Origin of the sequence: Microbacterium sp. NPDC056736, from assembly GCF_042790415.1 — a bacterium.
Taxonomy (GTDB): domain Bacteria; phylum Actinomycetota; class Actinomycetes; order Actinomycetales; family Microbacteriaceae; genus Microbacterium.
This window is the reverse complement of sequence record NZ_JBHTZE010000009.1, coordinates 114,484-132,267: the sequence shown is the minus strand read 5'-3', so window position 1 is coordinate 132,267 and position 17,784 is coordinate 114,484. Positions and strand designations below refer to the sequence as shown.

The 17,784-nt window shown below is 71.3% G+C and carries 19 protein-coding genes; 2 read left to right on the top strand and 17 right to left on the bottom strand.

Translation table 11 applies throughout. The features are described from left to right. Nucleotides 1–9: 9 nt before the first annotated feature. Complete coding sequence (locus ACFRAL_RS16295) at nucleotides 10–600, bottom strand: dihydrofolate reductase family protein (RefSeq protein WP_378884883.1); 591 nt, start codon at nucleotides 598–600, stop codon at nucleotides 10–12. A gap of 82 nt (nucleotides 601–682) precedes the next feature. On the opposite strand from ACFRAL_RS16295, the gene ACFRAL_RS16290 reads away from it, so the two are divergent. Then, nucleotides 683–2,107: a PLP-dependent aminotransferase family protein gene (locus tag ACFRAL_RS16290; protein ID WP_378884880.1), complete on the top strand. Its 1,425-nt coding sequence runs from the start codon at nucleotides 683–685 to the stop codon at nucleotides 2,105–2,107. A 25-nt stretch (nucleotides 2,108–2,132) separates the two neighbouring features. Here the strand turns inward: ACFRAL_RS16290 and pheT are convergent, their stop codons facing one another. From pheT to infC, 10 genes are all read right to left on the bottom strand, one after another. After that, nucleotides 2,133–4,670 carry a phenylalanine--tRNA ligase subunit beta gene (gene pheT, locus ACFRAL_RS16285; RefSeq protein WP_378884878.1) on the bottom strand — a complete coding sequence of 846 codons (2,538 nt, stop codon included), beginning with the start codon at nucleotides 4,668–4,670 and terminating at the stop codon, nucleotides 2,133–2,135. Then, nucleotides 4,670–5,710, bottom strand: coding sequence for a phenylalanine--tRNA ligase subunit alpha (gene pheS, locus ACFRAL_RS16280; protein WP_336399006.1), 1,041 nt, complete (start codon nucleotides 5,708–5,710; stop codon nucleotides 4,670–4,672). Before pheS ends, pheT begins: the two co-directional genes overlap by 1 nt. A 95-nt stretch (nucleotides 5,711–5,805) precedes the next feature. Then, entirely contained in the window at nucleotides 5,806–6,756 is a 951-nt protein-coding gene (locus ACFRAL_RS16275; RefSeq protein WP_378884874.1) for an amino acid ABC transporter permease, read from the bottom strand. Next, complete coding sequence (locus ACFRAL_RS16270; protein WP_336399008.1) at nucleotides 6,753–7,400, bottom strand: amino acid ABC transporter permease; 648 nt, start codon at nucleotides 7,398–7,400, stop codon at nucleotides 6,753–6,755. The genes ACFRAL_RS16275 and ACFRAL_RS16270 overlap by 4 nt, the downstream gene beginning before the upstream one ends. Nucleotides 7,401–7,481: 81 nt before the next feature. Further along, nucleotides 7,482–8,354, bottom strand: coding sequence for a glutamate ABC transporter substrate-binding protein (locus ACFRAL_RS16265; protein WP_336399009.1), 873 nt, complete (start codon nucleotides 8,352–8,354; stop codon nucleotides 7,482–7,484). 76 nt (nucleotides 8,355–8,430) lie between these two features. Then, the gene (locus ACFRAL_RS16260) at nucleotides 8,431–9,228 is read right to left on the bottom strand and encodes an amino acid ABC transporter ATP-binding protein (RefSeq protein WP_336399010.1); all 798 of its coding nucleotides are present in this window, start codon (nucleotides 9,226–9,228) and stop codon (nucleotides 8,431–8,433) included. A 90-nt stretch (nucleotides 9,229–9,318) separates the two neighbouring features. After that, the gene (locus tag ACFRAL_RS16255; protein WP_378884871.1) at nucleotides 9,319–10,119 is read right to left on the bottom strand and encodes a TrmH family RNA methyltransferase; all 801 of its coding nucleotides are present in this window, start codon (nucleotides 10,117–10,119) and stop codon (nucleotides 9,319–9,321) included. Nucleotides 10,120–10,234: 115 nt separating this feature from the next. Beyond that, nucleotides 10,235–10,618, bottom strand: coding sequence for a 50S ribosomal protein L20 (gene rplT / locus ACFRAL_RS16250; RefSeq protein ID WP_192636104.1), 384 nt, complete (start codon nucleotides 10,616–10,618; stop codon nucleotides 10,235–10,237). A 32-nt stretch (nucleotides 10,619–10,650) separates the two neighbouring features. After that, entirely contained in the window at nucleotides 10,651–10,845 is a 195-nt protein-coding gene (gene rpmI, locus ACFRAL_RS16245) for a 50S ribosomal protein L35 (protein WP_159844935.1), read from the bottom strand. A 70-nt stretch (nucleotides 10,846–10,915) separates the two neighbouring features. Continuing rightward, nucleotides 10,916–11,536: a translation initiation factor IF-3 gene (gene infC / locus ACFRAL_RS16240; RefSeq protein WP_378884867.1), complete on the bottom strand. Its 621-nt coding sequence runs from the start codon at nucleotides 11,534–11,536 to the stop codon at nucleotides 10,916–10,918. Between the two features lie 321 nt (nucleotides 11,537–11,857). On the opposite strand from infC, the gene ACFRAL_RS16235 reads away from it, so the two are divergent. After that, a complete protein-coding gene (locus tag ACFRAL_RS16235; protein WP_194398005.1) occupies nucleotides 11,858–12,274 on the top strand; it encodes a DUF1844 domain-containing protein in 417 nt (138 codons plus the stop codon). 27 nt (nucleotides 12,275–12,301) lie between these two features. On the opposite strand, the gene ACFRAL_RS16230 is transcribed toward ACFRAL_RS16235, so the two are convergent. The 6 genes from ACFRAL_RS16230 to ACFRAL_RS16205 form a co-directional block, all read right to left on the bottom strand. Further along, nucleotides 12,302–13,696, bottom strand: coding sequence for a pyridoxal-dependent decarboxylase (locus ACFRAL_RS16230; RefSeq protein ID WP_336399012.1), 1,395 nt, complete (start codon nucleotides 13,694–13,696; stop codon nucleotides 12,302–12,304). 100 nt (nucleotides 13,697–13,796) lie between these two features. After that, nucleotides 13,797–14,609 (bottom strand): SseB family protein, encoded by an 813-nt coding sequence (locus tag ACFRAL_RS16225; protein WP_378884863.1) that lies wholly within the window; start codon nucleotides 14,607–14,609, stop codon nucleotides 13,797–13,799. Then, a complete protein-coding gene (gene priA / locus ACFRAL_RS16220; RefSeq protein WP_336399014.1) occupies nucleotides 14,593–15,339 on the bottom strand; it encodes a bifunctional 1-(5-phosphoribosyl)-5-((5-phosphoribosylamino)methylideneamino)imidazole-4-carboxamide isomerase/phosphoribosylanthranilate isomerase PriA in 747 nt (248 codons plus the stop codon). Before priA ends, ACFRAL_RS16225 begins: the two co-directional genes overlap by 17 nt. 52 nt (nucleotides 15,340–15,391) lie before the next feature. Beyond that, nucleotides 15,392–16,063 carry an imidazole glycerol phosphate synthase subunit HisH gene (gene hisH, locus ACFRAL_RS16215; protein ID WP_336399015.1) on the bottom strand — a complete coding sequence of 224 codons (672 nt, stop codon included), beginning with the start codon at nucleotides 16,061–16,063 and terminating at the stop codon, nucleotides 15,392–15,394. Next, on the bottom strand, nucleotides 16,060–16,668 hold the full coding sequence (gene hisB, locus ACFRAL_RS16210) for an imidazoleglycerol-phosphate dehydratase HisB (protein WP_336399016.1): 609 nt from the start codon (nucleotides 16,666–16,668) through the stop codon (nucleotides 16,060–16,062). The genes hisH and hisB overlap by 4 nt, the downstream gene beginning before the upstream one ends. Then, nucleotides 16,665–17,759: a histidinol-phosphate transaminase gene (locus tag ACFRAL_RS16205; RefSeq protein WP_378884859.1), complete on the bottom strand. Its 1,095-nt coding sequence runs from the start codon at nucleotides 17,757–17,759 to the stop codon at nucleotides 16,665–16,667. The genes hisB and ACFRAL_RS16205 overlap by 4 nt, the downstream gene beginning before the upstream one ends. Nucleotides 17,760–17,784: the final 25 nt, after the last annotated feature.

The following is a 17,784-nucleotide window of genomic DNA, read 5'->3' as shown; positions in this document are numbered from 1 at the left end:
CAGACGCGCTCACGAGGTGGCCAGGGCCCGTCGCTCATCGGCGGGGAGTACCGCATACTCCACGGCGAACACGTCGCGCGCGCGACGCCAGGAGAGAAGCTCCAGCTCACGGGATGCCGTCAGGTCGGCGAACAGGGGGATCCCGCCACCCACCAGCACCGGCACGATGTGCAGGAGCAGCGCGTCCACGAGGCCTGCGCGGAGGAACTGCTGCGCCGTGTGCGGGCTTCCCATGATCACCACCTCGGCGTCGCCGGCGACGGCGGTCGCCTGCTCGAGGATGCTCGACGGCTCTCCCGAGACGTAGGTGAAGAGCGTGCCGTTCCTGGCTTCGGGCGCTCGAGCTTCGTGAGTCACCACGAAGACCGGGCTCGAGAAGACGTCATCGTCGCCCCATGGTTCCTGGCCGGCGTCCCAGGTGCGTCGGCCGAAGATGATGGCGCCCGCCCGGCGGAATCGTTCGACCAGCTCCCGCGCGACGTCGTCCCCGCCCTGGGGTCCGGCGTCGTCGAGCCAGCGATGCAACCGTGAGAGGTCGTCGCGTGGTGCGGCCGCGTACCCGTCGACGGAGACCGTGACGTAGAGGACAGTCGAACCCATCAGCCGCTCCTTCCGGACGTCGCCGGATTCCCCGGCGTTCTGAGCGTAGGACGCGAGTGGCCCACTGGTATGGTCCAGTCGCATGGCACAGGATTGGACCACTTCGGACCTCGCGCTGGTCCTGGCTCTCCCGGCCGGCCCCCGGCCCGGCGAGCGGCTGCAGGCGGCACTGCGCGACGCGATCCGGCAAGACGTGCTCGGCGACGGTGATGCGCTGCCCGCCACGCGTGAGCTGGCGGCAGAGCTGGGCGTCGCCCGGGGCACCGTCGTGCACGTCTACGAACAGCTCGGCGCCGAGGGCTATCTCGTCGCGCGTGCGGGCGGTCGCACCCGTGTCTCCTCGCGTGCCGTACCACCGCGCGGCAGGGCGCAGCCGCGGCCCGCGGCGGCTCCGCGCGGTGCGGATCTGCGGCCAGGGGTCCCCGATCTCCGCCGGTTCCCGGCCGGCGACTGGGCGTGGGCGTACGCGCGCGCGGTGCGCAGCGCGGGGTCGCACGACCTCGACTACGGCGACGGCCGCGGCCACCCGACGGCGCGCGAGGCGGTGGCCGGCCACCTGCGACGCGTCCGCGCGGCGGCGACCGACGCCGACCACGTCGTCCTCTGCCAGGGGTTCGCGCAGGGTCTCGCCCTCCTGCTGCCGGTGCTCGCCGCGCGCGGGGTCCGGGTGCTGGCGGTGGAGGATCCGGGCGATCGGGCCGTCGACGACGCGGTCCGCGCCGCCGGGATCGAGCTCGCGCCGCTCCCGTTGGACGCGCACGGCCTCCGCACCGAACTGCTTCACGAGTCGGGCGCTCACGCGGTGCTCGTCACACCGGCGCACCAGTCCCCCACCGGCGTCGTGCTGTCGGCGTCGCGGCGCCTGGAGCTCGTGGAGTGGGCCACGCGCAGCGCTGCCTGGATCATCGAGGACGACTACGACTCGGAGTTCCGCTACGACCGACAGCCCCTCGGCGCTCTCCAAGGCCTCGCGCCCGACCGCGTCATCCTCGTCGGGTCGGCGAGCAAGGCCCATGCGCCCGGCGTGAGGATCGCGTGGATGGCGGTGCCCGGCGAGCTGGTCGACGATCTCGCCACGCGAAGGATCGCGGCAGACCGCGGCGGCCCGGTGATCGACCAGCTCGCGTTCGCGGCACTGCTGGAGTCGGGCCGCCATGACAAGCACGTGCGAACCATGCGTGGCGTGTACGCTGCGCGCCGCGCCATCGTCCTCCAGACGCTCGCCCGGGTCTCTCCCGGGCTGACGATGACGGGTCTGGTGGCCGGATTCCACGGTGTGCTGCGGCTTCCGCCTGGCGTCCCGGAAGACGAGGTCGTCGCCGCTGCCGCGGACGCCTCCCTCCGCGTCACCGGCCTCGCGGCATTCACCCGTCACCGACGCGACCTCCCGCCGGCCCTCGTCCTGGGTTTCGGCGACATCGACGACGAGGCCGTCGTCGAGGCGATTCAGCGCCTCGCGTCCGTGATCGCCGCGGCGGGCGGAGGTGTCCTCAGCCGGGAACGGTGAGAGCCATCAGCGACGGCCGCAGTGGCTATTCCCGCAGGGTCGCGCCGAACCGCTCGGTCGCCAGCGCGACGCCGGCGAGCTTCGCCTCCGTCGCCTCGGCGGCCGTCAGCGTTCGATCGGGGGCACGGAAGCGCAGCGAGAACGTGAGGCTCTTCTCACCCTCGGGCACGCCCTGGCCCCGGTAGTCGTCGATGAGGCGCAGCGACTCCAGCAGCTCCCCCGCGCCCTCGGTGAGCGCCGAGCGTACGTCGGCGGCCGGCACGTCGGCGCCGACGAGGAGCGAGACGTCCTGCGTCGCCGCGGGGAAGCCCGACAGCGACGCCGCGACGACCTTCTCCCCCGCCAGCGACAGCACGAGGTCGAGGTCGAGCTCGGCGACGATCACACGACTGGAGAGATCGGATGCCTCCGCCACCGCCGGCAGCAGCTCGCCGACGTAGCCCACCTCGGTGCCGGCGACCGAAAGGACGCCGGTGCGCCCGGGGTGCAGCGCTGCGCGCTCCGCCTGCGCGACGTCGATGGCGACGCCCGCCGCGGCGGCGATCGTGCGGACGGCGTCCAGCGCGTCCGCGAGCTCGGCCGCGACCGCGGCGATCCCGGGCTGCTTGGGCACGACGCTGCCCGTCAGCAGCACGGCGACGTGGCGGTGCTGCGGCGGGATCGACGCGTCGAGCTCGGCCAGGGTCGCGGCATCCGGTCGCACCGCGAGCGGGGGGACGTGCGTCGTGCCGTACTGCACCCCCGGCTGCGGGAGGAAGACGGCGCCCGTCTCGAAGAGCGCGAGGTCGGTGAGACCGCGCGAGACGTTGCGGTGCGCGACCTGCAGCAGGCCCGGGATCAGCGAACGCCGCAGGAACGGCGCCTGGCCGTCGAGCGGGTTGGCGAGCTTGACGCTCGGGAGGTGCGCCCCCGACGGCGAGCCGTGGAGGTCGTTCTGCTCCTCGGTGGTGAAGCCGAACGACGGCGTCTCGGTGAAGCCGGCGGCGGCCAGCGCGTTGGCGACGCGGCGACGGCCCTGCTGGGCGCTCGTGAGACCGCGGCCCGAGGGCGGCAGCGGCAGCACCGAGGGGATGCGGTCGTACCCCTCGATGCGGGCGACCTCCTCCGCGAGCGTCCACTTGTCGCTGAGATCGGGGCGCCACGACGGCGGGATGACCTGCCACCCGGCGGCGTCGTCCTCGTTGGGCACGACCTCGCAGCCGATGAGCCGCAGCGCGGCCTCGATCTGGCCGTCGGTGTAGTCGACGCCGATGAGGTGCTGGACGAACAGCGGCGGAAGCTCGATGGCGGGCACGGACACCTCGGCGAACAGGGCTCCGCCGTGCTCCTCGTCGCTCGTGCCGCCGGCGTACTCCACCATCAGCTCGGCCACGCGGCGGGCGGCGACGAACGGCACGAGCGGGTCGACGCCGCGCTCGAAGCGGCGCGAGGCCTCGCTGGGCAGCTTGTGGCGGCGCGCCGTGCGCGCGATCGACACGGTGTCGAAGATCGCGGCCTCGATGAGCACGTTGCGCGTCGTGTCGCTCATCTCCGTCGCCCCGCCGCCCATGACGCCGGCGAGGCCGATCGGCCCGGACTCGTCGGTGATGAGGAGGTCCTCGGGATCGAGGGTGCGCACCTTGCCGTCGAGCGTCTCGAGCTTCTCCCCCGGCTGCGCCCGGCGCACGGTGATGCCGCCCTGCAGCTTGTCGAGGTCGTAGCCGTGGATCGGCTGCCCGAGCTCGAGCATGACGTAGTTGGTGATGTCGATGAGGATGCCGAGCGAGCGGATCCCGGCCAGCGACAGGCGTGCGATCATCCACGCGGGCGTCGGCTTGGTGGGATCGACGTCGCGGACCACGCGGGCGACGAACTCGGAGGCCCCGGCGCGTCCACGGATCGGTGCGGTGTCGTCGACGGCGATCGGGAAGCCGGACCCGGGGGCCAGCTCGTCCCACGGACGCTCGGCCGGGTCGCGGAACGCCGCGCCGGTCGAGTGCGAGTACTCGCGCGCCACGCCGCGAATCGACAGCGCGTAGCCGCGGTCGGGCGTCACATTGATGTCGACGGCGACGTCGTCCAGTCCGAGCAGCGAGATCGCGTCGGTGCCGACCGGCGCGTCGATCCCGAGCTCGACCAGACGGAGGATGCCGCTGTGCTCCTCGCCGAGGCCGAGCTCACGCGCGGAGGCGATCATGCCGTCCGAGACATGGCCGTACGTCTTGCGCGCGGCGATCGGGAACGGGCCTGGCAGCACGGCTCCGGGGAGCGTCACCACGACCTTGTCGCCGGCGAAGAAGTTGCGGGCACCGCACACGACGCCGTGGACGGCGTCGCCGCCGTCGGCCGCGGTCTCGCCGTCGGGCGCGACGCGGACCTGGCACCAGCGGATGGTCTTGCCGTTGGACTGCGGCTCCTCGACGAAGTCGAGCACCTCGCCGACGACGATCGGCCCCTGCAGCTCGAAGCGGTGGATGTCCTCCTCTTCGAACCCGACGCGCACGAGCGCCGCGAGGACGTCCTCGGGCGAGGCATCCCCCGGGACGTCGACGAACTCACGCAGCCACGAAAGCGGGACGCGCATCAGACCACCATTCCGAACTGCTCGCTGAAGCGGACATCGCCCTCGGCCATGTCGCGCATGTCCTGGACGTCGCTGCGGAACATGAGCGTCCGCTCGATCCCCATGCCGAACGCGAAGCCCGAGTACTCCTCGGGGTCGATCCCCGCCGCGCGCAGCACGTTCGGGTTGATCATCCCGCAGCCGCCCCACTCGATCCATCGGGCGCCGCCCTTGAAGGTCGGGTGCCACAGGTCGAGCTCGGCCGACGGCTCTGTGAACGGGAAGTAGTTGGCACGGAAGCGCGTCTTCGCCTCGGGCCCGAACAGCACGCGGGCGGCGTGGTCGAGGGTGCCCTTGAGGTGCGCCATGGTGATGCCCTTGTCGACGACGATGCCCTCGAACTGGGTGAAGACGGGCAGGTGCGTCGCGTCGAACTCGTCGGTGCGGTACACGCGGCCGGGGCACAGCGCGTACAGCGGCAGATCGCGCTCGAGCATGGAGCGCACCTGGACGGGGCTGGTGTGCGTGCGCATCACGAGGTGGCGCTCGACGGGGTCGACGAAGAACGTGTCCTGCATCTGGCGCGCGGGGTGGTCGACGTCGAAGTTGAGCGCGTCGAAGTTGAACCACTCGTGCTCGAGCTCGGGCCCCTCCGCGATCTCCCAGCCCATGCCCACGAAGATGTCGGCGATCTCCTCCTGCAGCAGCGAGATCGGATGCCGCGCCCCGACGCGCGCCCGCGACGGCAGCGCCGTGATGTCGACGCGCTCGGCCTCGAGTCGCGCGGCGGTCTCGGCGGCGGCGAGCTCCTGCTCGCGCGCGGCGAGCGCCTGGTTCACCCGGCCGCGGGCCTGACCGACGAGCTTGCCGAACTCGGCCTTCTTGTCGTTCGGCACGTCCCGCAGCCGCGCGTTGAGCTTCGCCAGCGGCGAGCCCTCTGCGGAGTGCGCGGATCGTGCGGCCTTCAGCGCGGCGGTGTCGGCCGCGGCGGAGATGGCGGCGAGAGCCTCATCGACGGCGGCGTTCACCGCCTCAGGCGAAATCTCGGGAACGTCAGACACGAGAGACGAGTCTACCGACGGTGGATCGTCACCCTGCGCGCGTCAGCGCTGCCGGTTCGCAACCGCAGTCCCTGCCGGCGCCTGTCCGCTCGCCCTCAGACGGCAGTGCCGTCGTTCCTGCCCAGCCCCTTGCCTGCGGCCGTCCGCTCCGCCTCATCGGCGCGCGCCTCAGCCTCGAGCACGGCCGCCGGGTTCAGCGGATCGACAGCCTTGCCACGGCGGGTCCCACCGCTCGCGGTGCGGCGGGCCAGCCACCGGGCGAACCACGACAGCGCGAGGTTGATCACGAGGTAGATCGCCAGGGTCACGACGAACAGCGAGAAGAGGTACCGGTTGCCGTAGAAGCTGCCCAGGTTGTTGATGTTGTTCCGGATGATCTCGTTGTAGCCGACGATGTAGCCGAGCGAGGTGTCCTTCAGCAGGACGACCAGCTGGGCGACGATGATCGGCAGCATCTGCCGGAACGCCTGCGGGAACTCCACCAGCATCTTGGACTGGAACTCGCGCATGCCCACGCTCAGCGCGGCCTCGCGCTGCCCCTTGGGCAGGGCGGCGAGGCCCGCGCGGAGGATCTCGCCGATCAGCGTGCCGTTGTAGAGGATCAGCGCGATCACGACGGCCCAGAAGGCGCCGGTCGACGCCACCAGCAGGATGAACAGCATCATCAGCAGGACGGGCATCCCGCGGAAGAACTCGATCACCCACGCCGTCGGGATGCGCACCCACGGGATCAGCGAGCTGCGCAGCAGCGACAGCACGATGCCGAGCGCGATCGCCCCGACCGCCGCGACGGCGGCCGCCTGGAGGGTCGCCACCACGCCGCGGCCGATCGATGCCCACACCTCGGGGTCGAGGAAGATGTCCCAGCGGCTGGGGTCGAACATGCCGGGCAGCGTGATGCCGCCTGAGGTCCGCGGCGCGGCCAGCGTCATGATGACCCACGTCGCGCCGGCGATGATCAGCACCGCCGCGACGATCGACAGGATCAGCGACAGCCTGCGCGCCCGCGGTCCGGGCGCATCGAAGAGGACGCTCGAGCCGCTCATCGCCGCACCACCCACCGCTTCTCGAGCTGCCCGGCGGCGAAGCCGAGCGGGACCGTCACCACGAGGTACAGCACCGCCGCCGTCAGGAGGATCTGGATCACGATGTTCCCGTTGTCGTTGGCCAGCTGTCGCGTCGTCGCGAACAGCTCCACCACGAAGAACCCGCCGGCGACCGACGTGTTCTTGGTGAGGGCGATGAAGACGTTGATGAGGGGCGGGATCGTCATGCGGAACGCCTGCGGCAGCACGACCAGCGACACCGTCTGGCCGAACCCGAGGCCGATGCTGCGGGCGGCCTCGGCCTGCCCCACCGGGACGCCGTTGATCCCGGACCGCAGCGCCTCGGCGACGAACGGCGAGGTGTAGTACGTGAGGGCGATGAAGGCGAGGATCAGGTACGGCATGCGCGCGCCCAGCATGGGCAGCACGAACGCCGTGAAGATGAAGACGAGCGTCAGCGGGGTGTTGCGCGCGATCTCGGTCCAGAACGCCGCGAAGACGCGCAGCGCGGCAACCGGCGAGATCCGCATCGCGGCGATGAGCGTGCCGAGCACGAGCGCGAACACGCCCGACACCGCGAGCAGGATCAGCGTCACGCGGAAGCCTTCGAGGAAGGTCGGCATCAGCGACCAGAGCTGCTCCATGCGCCTCTTTTCGGGAACGGGATGGCGGAGGCGGATGCCCCGGGCCGACGCGTGCGGCCGGCCCGAGGCATCCGTCGTCGATCAGTAGCGGTCGGGGGTCGGCGGCTCGACGAACGGCAGGACCGTCCCAGCGGTCGAGTTCCACGCCTCCTCGTAGCGGCCGTCCTCGTACGCCTCCTCCAGCACGTCGTTGATCCACATGCGGAACTCGGTGTCCTCCAGCTCGAGGCCGATGCCGTACGGCTCCTCGGTGAAGGGCTCTCCGACGACCTTGAACTCGCCCTCGTTCTGGGCGGCGAGACCGGCGAGGATCACGTTGTCGGTCGACACCGCGACGACCTGCCCGTTGCGCAGCGGCTCGAGGCAGTTCGAGTAGGTGTCGGTCAGCACCGGCTCGGCGCCGATCTCGGCGAGCTTGGCCGCCGGGGTGGAGCCGGTCACCGAGCACACCGGCTGGCCGACGAGGTCGTCTTCGCTCTCGATGTCCTCGTTGTCGGCGAGCACCAGGATCGACTGACCCGCCATGTAGTACGGGCCGGCGAAGGAGACGACCTCCTTGCGCTTGTCGTTGATCGTGTAGGTGGCGATGACGATGTCGACCTCGCCGTTCTGGATGAACGGCTCACGGTTGGCCGACACGGCCTCCTTCCACTCGATGTCCTCCTCGGCGATGCCGAGCTCGGAGGCGATGATCTTCCCGATCTCGACGTCGAAGCCCTCCGGCACGCCCGAGGGTCCCATGAGACCGAACAGCGGCTGGTCGAACTTGGTGCCGATCGTGATCGAGCCCGCCTCGTTGAGCTCGGCCATCGTGGTGCCCTCTTCGAAGGTGACCTCTTCGGGCTCGGGGGCCGCGGTGTCTTCGCCGGCCGGCGTTCCGCCGGAGGCGCACGCCGACAGTGCGAGCGCGCCGGCGGCTGCCAGCGCGATCAGCGGAAGTCGCATTCGCTTCATGTCTTCGTCCTTTGCTGTGCGGGACCGTTCGTGACGGTCCTCTGGGTTCCCGACCGCGGCAGGCGGCCGAGCGGAATCAGTGCTCGAGGATCTTGGACAGGAAGTCCTTGGCCCTCTCGCTCTGCGGGTTGGTGAAGAACTGGTCGGGCGTTGCCTCCTCGACGATCACGCCGCCGTCCATGAAGAGCACGCGGTCGGCAGCCTTGCGGGCGAAGCCCATCTCGTGGGTGACCACGATCATCGTCATCCCCTCCTGCGCGAGACCCACCATGACATCGAGGACCTCGTTGATCATCTCGGGGTCGAGCGCGCTCGTCGGCTCGTCCATGAGGATCAGCTTGGGATTCATCGCGAGGGAGCGCGCGATGGCCACGCGCTGCTGCTGACCGCCCGAGAGCTGGTTGGGCATCTTCTTGGCCTGGTTGGCCACGCCCACGCGGTCGAGAAGCTGCATGGCCTTCTCGTCGGCGTCCTTCTTCTTCATGCCGCGGACGCGGATCGGACCGAGCGTCACGTTCTCGAGGACCGTCTTGTGCGCGAAGAGGTTGAAGGACTGGAAGACCATGCCCACGTCGGCGCGCAGCTTCGCCAGCCCCTTGCCCTCTTCGGGAAGGGGCACGCCGTCGATGGTGATCCTGCCCGAGTCGATCGTCTCGAGGCGGTTGATCGCGCGGCACAGCGTCGACTTGCCCGACCCCGAAGGACCGATCACGACCACGACCTCACCGCGGTTGACCACCGTGTTGATGTCTTTCAGGACGTGCAGCTCGCCGAAGTGCTTGTCGACGTGGTCGATGACCACGAGCGGCTCGCCGCGACGGACGTTGATGTTCGAAGTGCGCGGCGCCGCTGCCGGTGCGTCAGGTGTCGCCATGCCCTTCACCCTAGGGGTGCGCGACGACACTCGGCCAGAGGTACGCCGTGCCTTTACCGTTCCGTAACAGCACCGGAATCCGGCGGGGCGTCAGCGTGCCGCGCGCTGCGCGAAAGCGGTCTCGTAGAGGCACACGCTCGCGGCGGTGGCGAGGTTCAGCGATTCCGCCGCACCGAAGATCGGCAGGCGCAGCGAGAGGTCGGCGAGGGCGAGCGCCTCCTCGTCCAGTCCCCTGGCCTCGTTGCCGAAGAGCCACGCGGTGGGCTCGGCGAGCAGGTCGCGGGAGGCGAGGAAGTCACCGCCGCCGACGTCCGCGGCGATCACGCGCACGCCCGCGGCGCGGGCCTTCTCGACGGCGGATGCCAGATCGACCCCGACCGCGACGGGGACGTGGAAGAGGGAGCCGGTCGTGGCGCGCACCACCTTGGGGTTGTACGGGTCGACGGTGCGCCCGGTCAGCACGACCGCGTCCGCGCCGGCGGCGTCGGCCGCGCGGATGATGGTGCCCAGGTTGCCCGGGTCGCGCACCTCCTCGCAGATGGCGACGAGGCGGGGCGAGGCCGCGAAGACCTCCCTGACCGACGTCGGCGACTGCCGTGCGACCGCGACGATCCCCTGCGGCGTCACGGTGTCGGCCATCGCGTCGAGCACCGCCTCGGTGGTGTACACGACCTCGAGCCCGGCCGCTTCGGCAGCGTCGCGCACATCGGCGTGCTTCTCGAAGGCGGTGGGGGTGGCGAAGATCTCGACGAGGGTGTCCGGTCGATACGCCAGCGCCTCCCGCGCGGCCTGCGGTCCTTCGAGCAGGAACAGCCCGGTCTCCTGGCGGGCGCTCCTCTTGGTCAGCTTCGCGACGGCGCGGACGCGCGGCGAGCGGGGGTTCTCGAGCACGGCATCAGTCTAGGGTCGCGGTCTGCGCTCCCCGGTACGCACGGAGCCGTCCGGGCACGCGAAAGGAGCGCCCTCCGTGAGGAGGACGCTCCTTTCGTCAGACGGATGCCGTCGGTCAGGCGCTCTTGGGAGCGTTGACGTTCTCGGGCAGCGCGCCCTTGGCGGTCTGGACGAGCGACGCGAAGGTCTTGGGCTCGTTCACCGCGAGCTCGGCGAGCATGCGACGGTCGACCTGCACACCCGCGAGGCCGAGGCCCTGGATGAAGCGGTTGTACGTGATGCCGTTCTGGCGGGCAGCGGCGTTGATGCGCTGGATCCACAGACGGCGGAAGTCGCCCTTGCGCTTGCGACGGTCGCGGTACGCGTAGACGAGCGAGTGGGTGACCTGCTCCTTCGCCTTGCGGTACAGGCGCGACCGCTGGCCCCGGTAACCGGAGGCGCGCTCGAGGATGACGCGACGCTTCTTGTGGGCGTTGACGGCCCGCTTGACTCTAGCCATTTCTTGATGTTCCTAACTTGCGTCGGCGCGCGTCAGCGGCCGAGGAGCTTCTTCGCGACCTTGGCGTCGCCCGGGGCGAGCACCTGCTCCTGCGACAGGCGGCGGGTGCGGCGCGTGGGCTTGCCCTCGAAGTTGTGGCGAAGGTTCGCCTGCTGCTTCATGAGCTTCCCGCTGCCCGTGACCTTGAAGCGCTTCTTGGCGCCCGAGTGGGTCTTCTGCTTCGGCATCTCTTCTTCCTTCGTTTCACTTCCCGCCCAGGCGGGAGTCGGTATCCCGCGGTGCGGGAGTTCGTGGGGCCTATTCGGCGGCGGTCGCCTCGGCCTGCGGGGCCGGCGACTCCGCGTCCGCGGCGTCGGAGTCCGGTGCACCGCCGTTGCGGGCGGACCGGGCGGCCTCCTTGTTGGCAGCACGCTGGGCGTTCTGCTCGGTCTTCACCTCGGACTTGTTCTTGTGCGGCGCGATGACCATCACCATGTTGCGGCCGTCGATCGTGGGGTTCGATTCGACAGTGCCGAACTCCGCGACGTCCTCCGCGAACTTGCGGAGCAGACGCACACCCTGCTCGGGACGCGACTGCTCGCGACCACGGAACAGGATCATCGCCTTGACCTTGTCGCCGGACTGGAGGAAGCCCTCGGCGCGCTTGAGCTTGGTGATGTAGTCGTGAGCCTCGATCTTCAGACGGAACCGGACCTCCTTGAGGACGGTGTTCGCCTGATTGCGACGCGCTTCCTTGGCCTTCTGCGCGGCCTCGTACTTGAACTTGCCGTAGTCCATGATCTTGACCACGGGCGGCTTCGAGTTGGGGGCCACCTCGACGAGATCGAGGTCGGCCTCCTGAGCCAGGCGCAGCGCCACCTCGATGCGGACGACGCCGACCTGCTCTCCGTTCGGGCCGACGAGGCGTACCTCGGGCACCCGGATGCGGTCGTTGGTGCGGGGATCGCTGATGCGGAACTCCTTGGGTAAGAGGGTTGGACCTCCGCGACACACTGCCGTGCCGCGGGCGGAACGAGAGCCACTCCACCCGTCAGGACGCTTCAGCGCCGACTTCTGCACCCTGCCCCGGTGACGGAGCCTTCCGCGCCGTATCCGCCGCGGCTACCCCGGCCGCAGGACGGTCGGGGCGGAGTGCGTGACCCGGTAGCCTGGAACGGCAAGCGCGGGTGGGATGTGATCCACTTTCCGATCCGATGCAGAACGCACCGGAGACCGCAGCAGTCTATCAGAGAGAACGGCGTGGACACGATTCGAGACCAGGACGACCCATCGGCGAACGCGGCGGCGGTGGACGCCGAGCGCCAGGCGCGGTGGGAGGAGCAGGAGCGGGCAGCCTCCGCGGCCACCCGCGACATCGCCGACGTGCCGGCCGTCGAGGTCATCACCACCGCTGCCGTGCACCTGATGAGCGCCGCCGCCGTCAAGGTCGGGCTCGCCGACGACCCCGCCACCCAGACCGACCTCGACGAAGCCCGCAAGCTCATCAACGCACTCGCCGGGCTCATCACCGCGGGCGCCCCCGAGATCAGCGACATGCACGCCCGGTCGCTCCGCGACGGCCTGCGCTCGGTGCAGCTGGCCTTCCGCGAGGCATCCGTGATCCCGGACCCGATCGGCAAGGGTCCCGGCGAGAAGTGGACCGGCCCGGTCACCTGACCCGGCCCGGAGCGGCCCCACCCGGGGTCACCCCCCGATGGCGAGAGCCGCGGCGCCCCTGCGCACGGCGTCGACGGTGCGGCGCACGGCGTCCGCGTCGGTGCCGTGGTTGCTGACCGCGAAGCGCAGGACGGTGCGCCCTCGCCACGTGGACGACGAGGCCCAGGCGGTCCCCTCCGCGCGCAGCCACTCTCCCAGCGCTGCCGTCTGCGCGTCGTCGCCCGCCGCGAGGCAGACCTGCGTGAAGACGACGTCGTTGAGCACCTCGAGACCTGCGACGGTGCGGAACCCATCGGCCAGGGCGGCCGCGGCATCCGCCAGTCCGTCCACCAGCCCCACCACTCCCCGTCGGCCGAGGGCGCGCAGCGCCGCCCACACCGAGACTCCGCGGGCGCGGCGGGAGAACTCGGGCACGCGGTCGTACGGGTCGGAGACGCCCGTCACGGCCGGCAGGTACGGCGCGTGCGCGCCGAGGGCAGCCGTCATGGCCGCCTCGTCGGCGACGATCGCGACGCCGCAGTCATAGGGCACGTTGAGAGTCTTGTGGGCGTCGGTCGCCCAGGAGTCCGCATCGGCCATCCCGCGAACGAGGTGCTGCAGTCGGGGGCTCACCGCCGCCCAGAGCCCGAACGCCCCGTCCACGTGCACCCAGGCCCCGGCACGATGGGCGACCTCGACAGCCCCCACGAAGTCGTCGAAGTCGCCGGAATGCACGTCTCCCGCCTGGAGTGCGACCACGGCGGGGCCGGTCGCCTCGGCGAGAGCACGCTCCAGGCCGGCGACGTCGATGCGTCCCTGGTCGTCCGCGCCGACCGTCCGTGGCGCGCCCAGGCCTGCGAGGCGCCCGGCCAGCACCATCGATGTGTGGACGGCGCCGCCGGCGAGGAACCGGACCTCGGGAGCGCGCTGGAGGCCCGCGGCGGGATCGCCGCCGGCCCGGCGCACCACCTCGTCGCGTGCCGCGACGAGGCACGCGAAGTTCGCCATGGTGCCACCGGTGACGAATCCGACGCCGCTGCCGGCCGGAAGACCGAGGAGCTCGAGCAGCCAGGCCGCGGCGACCTCCTCGACGGCGGCGGTCGCGGGCGTCAGCTGACGCGCGCCGTTGTTCTGGTCCCACGCCGAGGCGAGCCAATCCGCAGCCAGTGCGGCCGGGTACGTCCCCCCGATCACCAGCCCGAAGAATCGCGGGGACCCGAGTGCGATCAGACCGGGTTCGGCGGCCTCCGCCAGCTCCTGGACGACCGCCGTCGGCGACGCTCCCGTCTCAGGCAGCGTCCGCTCCAGGCGGGCGAGGATGGCGTCCGCGTCGGCCTCGGGACGGATGGGCCGATCCGGCAGCGAATCCAGCCAGCGCAGCGCTTCGCGGTGCGCGGCCTCGAGCGCCCGCCGGTACTGCTCCGTCGTCGACGCGTCGTCCATGCGACCCCCTTGCCGTGCCGATCCTCCACCGAGCACTCCGGGCTCGCAAGGGCACCGCGCACTCCGCGCCCGGCGGGGCGCCGGCGCGACGGGCCGGCGCTCAGGAGCGGACGAGCTTGACCGTCAGCGAGTCGACGAGCACCGCGATCCGGTCGTCGGCCGCCCAGCGCTTGGCCAGGCGCGCGAGCACGGCGTCGAGCTCGGGCTTCTCGAGGCCGTCCATGAGCTGGAGCTTGACGATGAGCTCGGGGCCCCGCAGCCGGGCGTCCGGGTCGCCCGCGTCGACGACGAGGTCGATGACCGAGAGCTCGCCGCCGATGCTGGCGTGCAGTCCCGCGACGACCTCGGGCGACAGGAAGCTGGGCTCCCACGGCTGTCCCTGGCCGACAGCCCAGACCGCGGGGCGCCGGATGACGAACTCGGTCTCCGACGCCGGGTCGATCACGATGAGGTCGGTGTCGTCGGCGGCGGCGGCCAGAGCCGTGCGCACGCCCGCGACGGGGACCGGCCGGGCGGAGGCATCCCACCGCCTCATGGTGTCCACCGACGTGAACACCGGGAGCACCCGGCGACCGTCCGGCGCCGCGACCGTGACGATCGACAGTTCCTGGGTCTTGTCGACCTCGAGGCCGTGCGCGCCGACGCCGTGGTCGCCCTTCTCCGCGATGAGCGGGATGAGCAGCCGCGCGCGACGGTACGCGTCGACGACCTGCGCCTGCGTGCCGGTGCCGGCGCGGAACGCCGTCAGCGCGGCCAGAAGCGCCGGATCGGCGGATCCGTCGTCGGAGGCGTGCGGGTTGGAGTGGAAGGCGCGTCCCTCCCACGGGACGCCCGCCGAGTCGGCGGCGGGGTCGCCGTGGTGGCCGTGGCCGTGGGGCGCACCGCCGGACGGCGGGTCAGTGTCCGGCGACATCCAGCGCCTCGGCGAGCGTGAAGGCACCGGCGTACAGCGCCTTGCCCACGATCGCGCCCTCGACGCCCAGCGGCACGAGCTCGCGGAGGGCAACGATGTCGTCGAGGCTCGACACGCCACCCGAGGCGACGATCGGCTTCGGCGTGCGCGAGGTGAGCTCGCGCAGCAGGTCGAGGTTCGGGCCCTTGAGCGTGCCGTCCTTCGTGACGTCGGTGACGACGTAGCGGCTGCAGCCGGCCGCCTCGAGGCGATCGAGGACCGTCCACAGGTCGCCGCCGTCGCGCGTCCAGCCGCGCGCCGCCAGCGTCGTCCCGCGCACGTCGAGTCCGACGGCGATGACGTCGCCGTACCGGCCGATGACGTCCGCCGCCCACTCGGGATTCTCCAGTGCGGCGGTTCCGAGGTTGATGCGGGCGGCGCCGCTCTCGAGGGCGGCCTCGAGCGTGCGGTCGTCGCGGATCCCGCCCGACAGCTCGACCTGCACGCCGCGGGCCTGCTTGATGACCTTGCGCAGCACGCCGGCGTTGCTTCCGCGGCCGAATGCGGCGTCGAGGTCGACCAGGTGGATCCATTGGGCGCCCTGGCGGGCGAAGTCGAGCGCGGCGTCGACCGGATCGCCGTAGCTCGTCTCGGTGCCTGCCTCGCCCTGGGTCAGACGGACGGCCTTGCCGTCGGCGACGTCGACGGCGGGCAGAAGGACGAGCTCGGGTGTGGACGCGAAATCGTTCATGGCTCCTCGTGCGGGAAGGTCGGGAGCAGACGCTCCCGGAGTTGGCACGGTCTCAGAGGTTATCCCCGCCGAGCCCCTCGATCCAATTCGAGAGCAGGCGGATGCCCGCCTCCCCCGACTTCTCGGGGTGGAACTGCGTCGCCGAGAGGGGTCCGTTCTCGACGGCGGCGAGGAACGGCGTGCCGTACTCGCACCAGGTCAGCACCGGCTCGGGGAACGGCGGCTGCACATCGAGCAGCCACTTCTGCGCACCGAACGAGTGGACGAAGTAGAACCGCTCCTGCTCGATCCCTCGGAACAGCCGGGAGCCCTCGCCGGGCTGCACGGTGTTCCAGCCCATGTGCGGAAGCACCGGCGCGTCGAGCTCGGTCACGACGCCCGGCCACTGCCCCATGCCCTCGGTGTCGATGCCGCGCTCCACGCCGCGCTCGAAGAAGATCTGCATGCCGACGCAGACGCCGATGACCGGACGCCCGCCCGCGAGGCGGCGCTCGATGAGCTCGTCGCCGCGGCTGGCGCGCAGCGCATCCACGACGGCGCGGAAGGCCCCGACGCCCGGGACGAAGAGCCCGTCGGCGTCCATCACGAGGCCGCGGTCGGAGGTGAGCCGGGCGTCGGCGCCGGCCGCGACGAGCGCCTTGACCGCCGAGTGCACGTTGCCCGACCCGTAGTCCAGGACGGCGACGAGCGGCCTCTCGCGGTCGGCGGACGCCGCTGCGCTCACAGCGCGCCCTTCGTGCTCGGGACGCCCTCGATGAGGGGGTCCAGCGCCTTGGCCTGCCGGAACGCCCGCGCGAACGCCTTGTACTCGGCCTCCGCGATGTGGTGCGGGTCACGCCCGGACAGCACGCGCACGTGCACGGTCAGGGCGGCGTTGTACGAGATCGCCTCGAACGTGTGGCGCACGAGCGAGCCGGTGAAGTGGCCGCCGATGAGGTGGTGCTCGAAACCGGCCGGCTCACCGGTGTGCACGAGGTAGGGGCGGCCGCTGATGTCGACGACCGCCTGCGCGAGCGCCTCGTCGAGCGGGACCAGCGCGTCGCCGTAGCGCGAGATGCCGGACTTGTCGCCGAGCGCCTCGCGGATCGCCTGTCCGAGCACGATCGAGATGTCCTCCACCGTGTGGTGCGCGTCGATGTCGGTGTCGCCGGAGGCGCGGACGGTGAGATCGGTGAGCGAGTGCTTCGCGAACGCGGTCAGCATGTGGTCGAAGAAGGGCACCGTGGTGTCGATGCGGCTGCGGCCGGTGCCGTCGAGATCGAGCTCGAGCTCGACCGTGGACTCGCTCGTGGCCCGCCGCAGCGAGGCGGTGCGGGATGCGGCGCTCATGACGTCGATCCTACCGAGGCCAGTGCGTCCAGGAACGCGGTCGTCTCCTCCTCGGTCCCGGCGGTGACGCGGAGGTGATTCGGGATGCCGACATCGCGGATGAGCACGCCCTCGTCGTACAGCGCGCTCCAGGTCGCGCCCGGATCGGGCACCCCGCCGAACAGCACGAAGTTCGTCCACGACTCGTGCGGCGTGTAGCCGAGGGCCTCGACGGTCGCCGAGATGCGGTCGCGCTGCCCCACGATCTCATCCACCATGCGCAGCATCGTCGGGGCGTGACGCAGGGCCGCCGTGGCCGCCGCCTGCGTCAAGGCGCTGAGGTGGTACGGGAGCCGCACCAGCCGGAGCGCGTCGATCAGCGCCGGGTCGGCCGCGAGATACCCCACGCGGGCACCCGCGAAGGCGAACGCCTTGCTCATCGTGCGCGACACCACGAGCCGCTCGCGACCGGGCAGCAGCGTCAGCGCCGAGCGCTCGTCGTGGGGCGCGAACTCGAAGTACGCCTCGTCCACGATGACGATGCCGTCGGTCGCGTCGTAGACCGCCTCGACGACGTCGAGGCCCAGGGGCGTGCCCGTGGGGTTGTTCGGCGAGCACAGGAAGACGACAGCCGGCGACACGTGGGCGACCTGCGCGGCCGCGTCCGCAGCCTCGATCGAGTAGTCGGAGGACCGCGTCCCGGCGATCCAATCTGCCCCGGTCCCCCGCGTCAGGAGCGGGTACATGGAGTAGGTGGGCCCGAAGCCGAACGCCGTACGGCCGGGTCCGGCGAAGGCCTGCAGGATGTGCTGGAGCACTTCGTTGGACCCGTTCGCGGCCCAGATCTGCTCGCGGGTGAGCCCGTGTCCGAGGTAGTCGGCGAAGCCCTCGCGCAGGGCGGTGAACTCGCGGTCGGGATACCGGTTCACATCGCGCAGGGCGAGGGCGATGGAGTCGAGGATGTCGTCCGCGACCCCCTGCGGAACCGGATGCGTGTTCTCGTTGACGTTCAGGGCGACGGGAAGCGGTGCCTGCGGAGCGCCGTAGGGCGTCTGCCCGCGGAGATCGGCGCGTAAAGGGAGGTCTTCGAGACGTGCACTCACCCCTCCCATGGTAGAGCCGCGCGACACGCTCCCG

Coding starts and splice junctions, on each gene's coding strand:
- pheT (WP_378884878.1), bottom strand. CDS start 4,670: ATGCGCGTCCCGCTTTCGTGGCTGCGTGAGTTCGTCGACGTCCCGGGG.
- ACFRAL_RS16270 (WP_336399008.1), bottom strand. CDS start 7,400: ATGGAGCAGCTCTGGTCGCTGATGCCGACCTTCCTCGAAGGCTTCCGC.
- rplT (WP_192636104.1), bottom strand. CDS start 10,618: ATGGCTAGAGTCAAGCGGGCCGTCAACGCCCACAAGAAGCGTCGCGTC.
- ACFRAL_RS16230 (WP_336399012.1), bottom strand. CDS start 13,696: ATGGACGACGCGTCGACGACGGAGCAGTACCGGCGGGCGCTCGAGGCC.
- priA (WP_336399014.1), bottom strand. CDS start 15,339: ATGAACGATTTCGCGTCCACACCCGAGCTCGTCCTTCTGCCCGCCGTC.
- ACFRAL_RS16225 (WP_378884863.1), bottom strand. CDS start 14,609: ATGTCGCCGGACACTGACCCGCCGTCCGGCGGTGCGCCCCACGGCCAC.
- ACFRAL_RS16295 (WP_378884883.1), bottom strand. CDS start 600: ATGGGTTCGACTGTCCTCTACGTCACGGTCTCCGTCGACGGGTACGCG.
- ACFRAL_RS16265 (WP_336399009.1), bottom strand. CDS start 8,354: ATGAAGCGAATGCGACTTCCGCTGATCGCGCTGGCAGCCGCCGGCGCG.
- hisB (WP_336399016.1), bottom strand. CDS start 16,668: ATGAGCGCCGCATCCCGCACCGCCTCGCTGCGGCGGGCCACGAGCGAG.
- ACFRAL_RS16290 (WP_378884880.1), top strand. CDS start 683: ATGGCACAGGATTGGACCACTTCGGACCTCGCGCTGGTCCTGGCTCTC.
- rpmI (WP_159844935.1), bottom strand. CDS start 10,845: ATGCCGAAGCAGAAGACCCACTCGGGCGCCAAGAAGCGCTTCAAGGTC.
- ACFRAL_RS16205 (WP_378884859.1), bottom strand. CDS start 17,759: ATGGGAGGGGTGAGTGCACGTCTCGAAGACCTCCCTTTACGCGCCGAT.
- ACFRAL_RS16260 (WP_336399010.1), bottom strand. CDS start 9,228: ATGGCGACACCTGACGCACCGGCAGCGGCGCCGCGCACTTCGAACATC.
- ACFRAL_RS16275 (WP_378884874.1), bottom strand. CDS start 6,756: ATGAGCGGCTCGAGCGTCCTCTTCGATGCGCCCGGACCGCGGGCGCGC.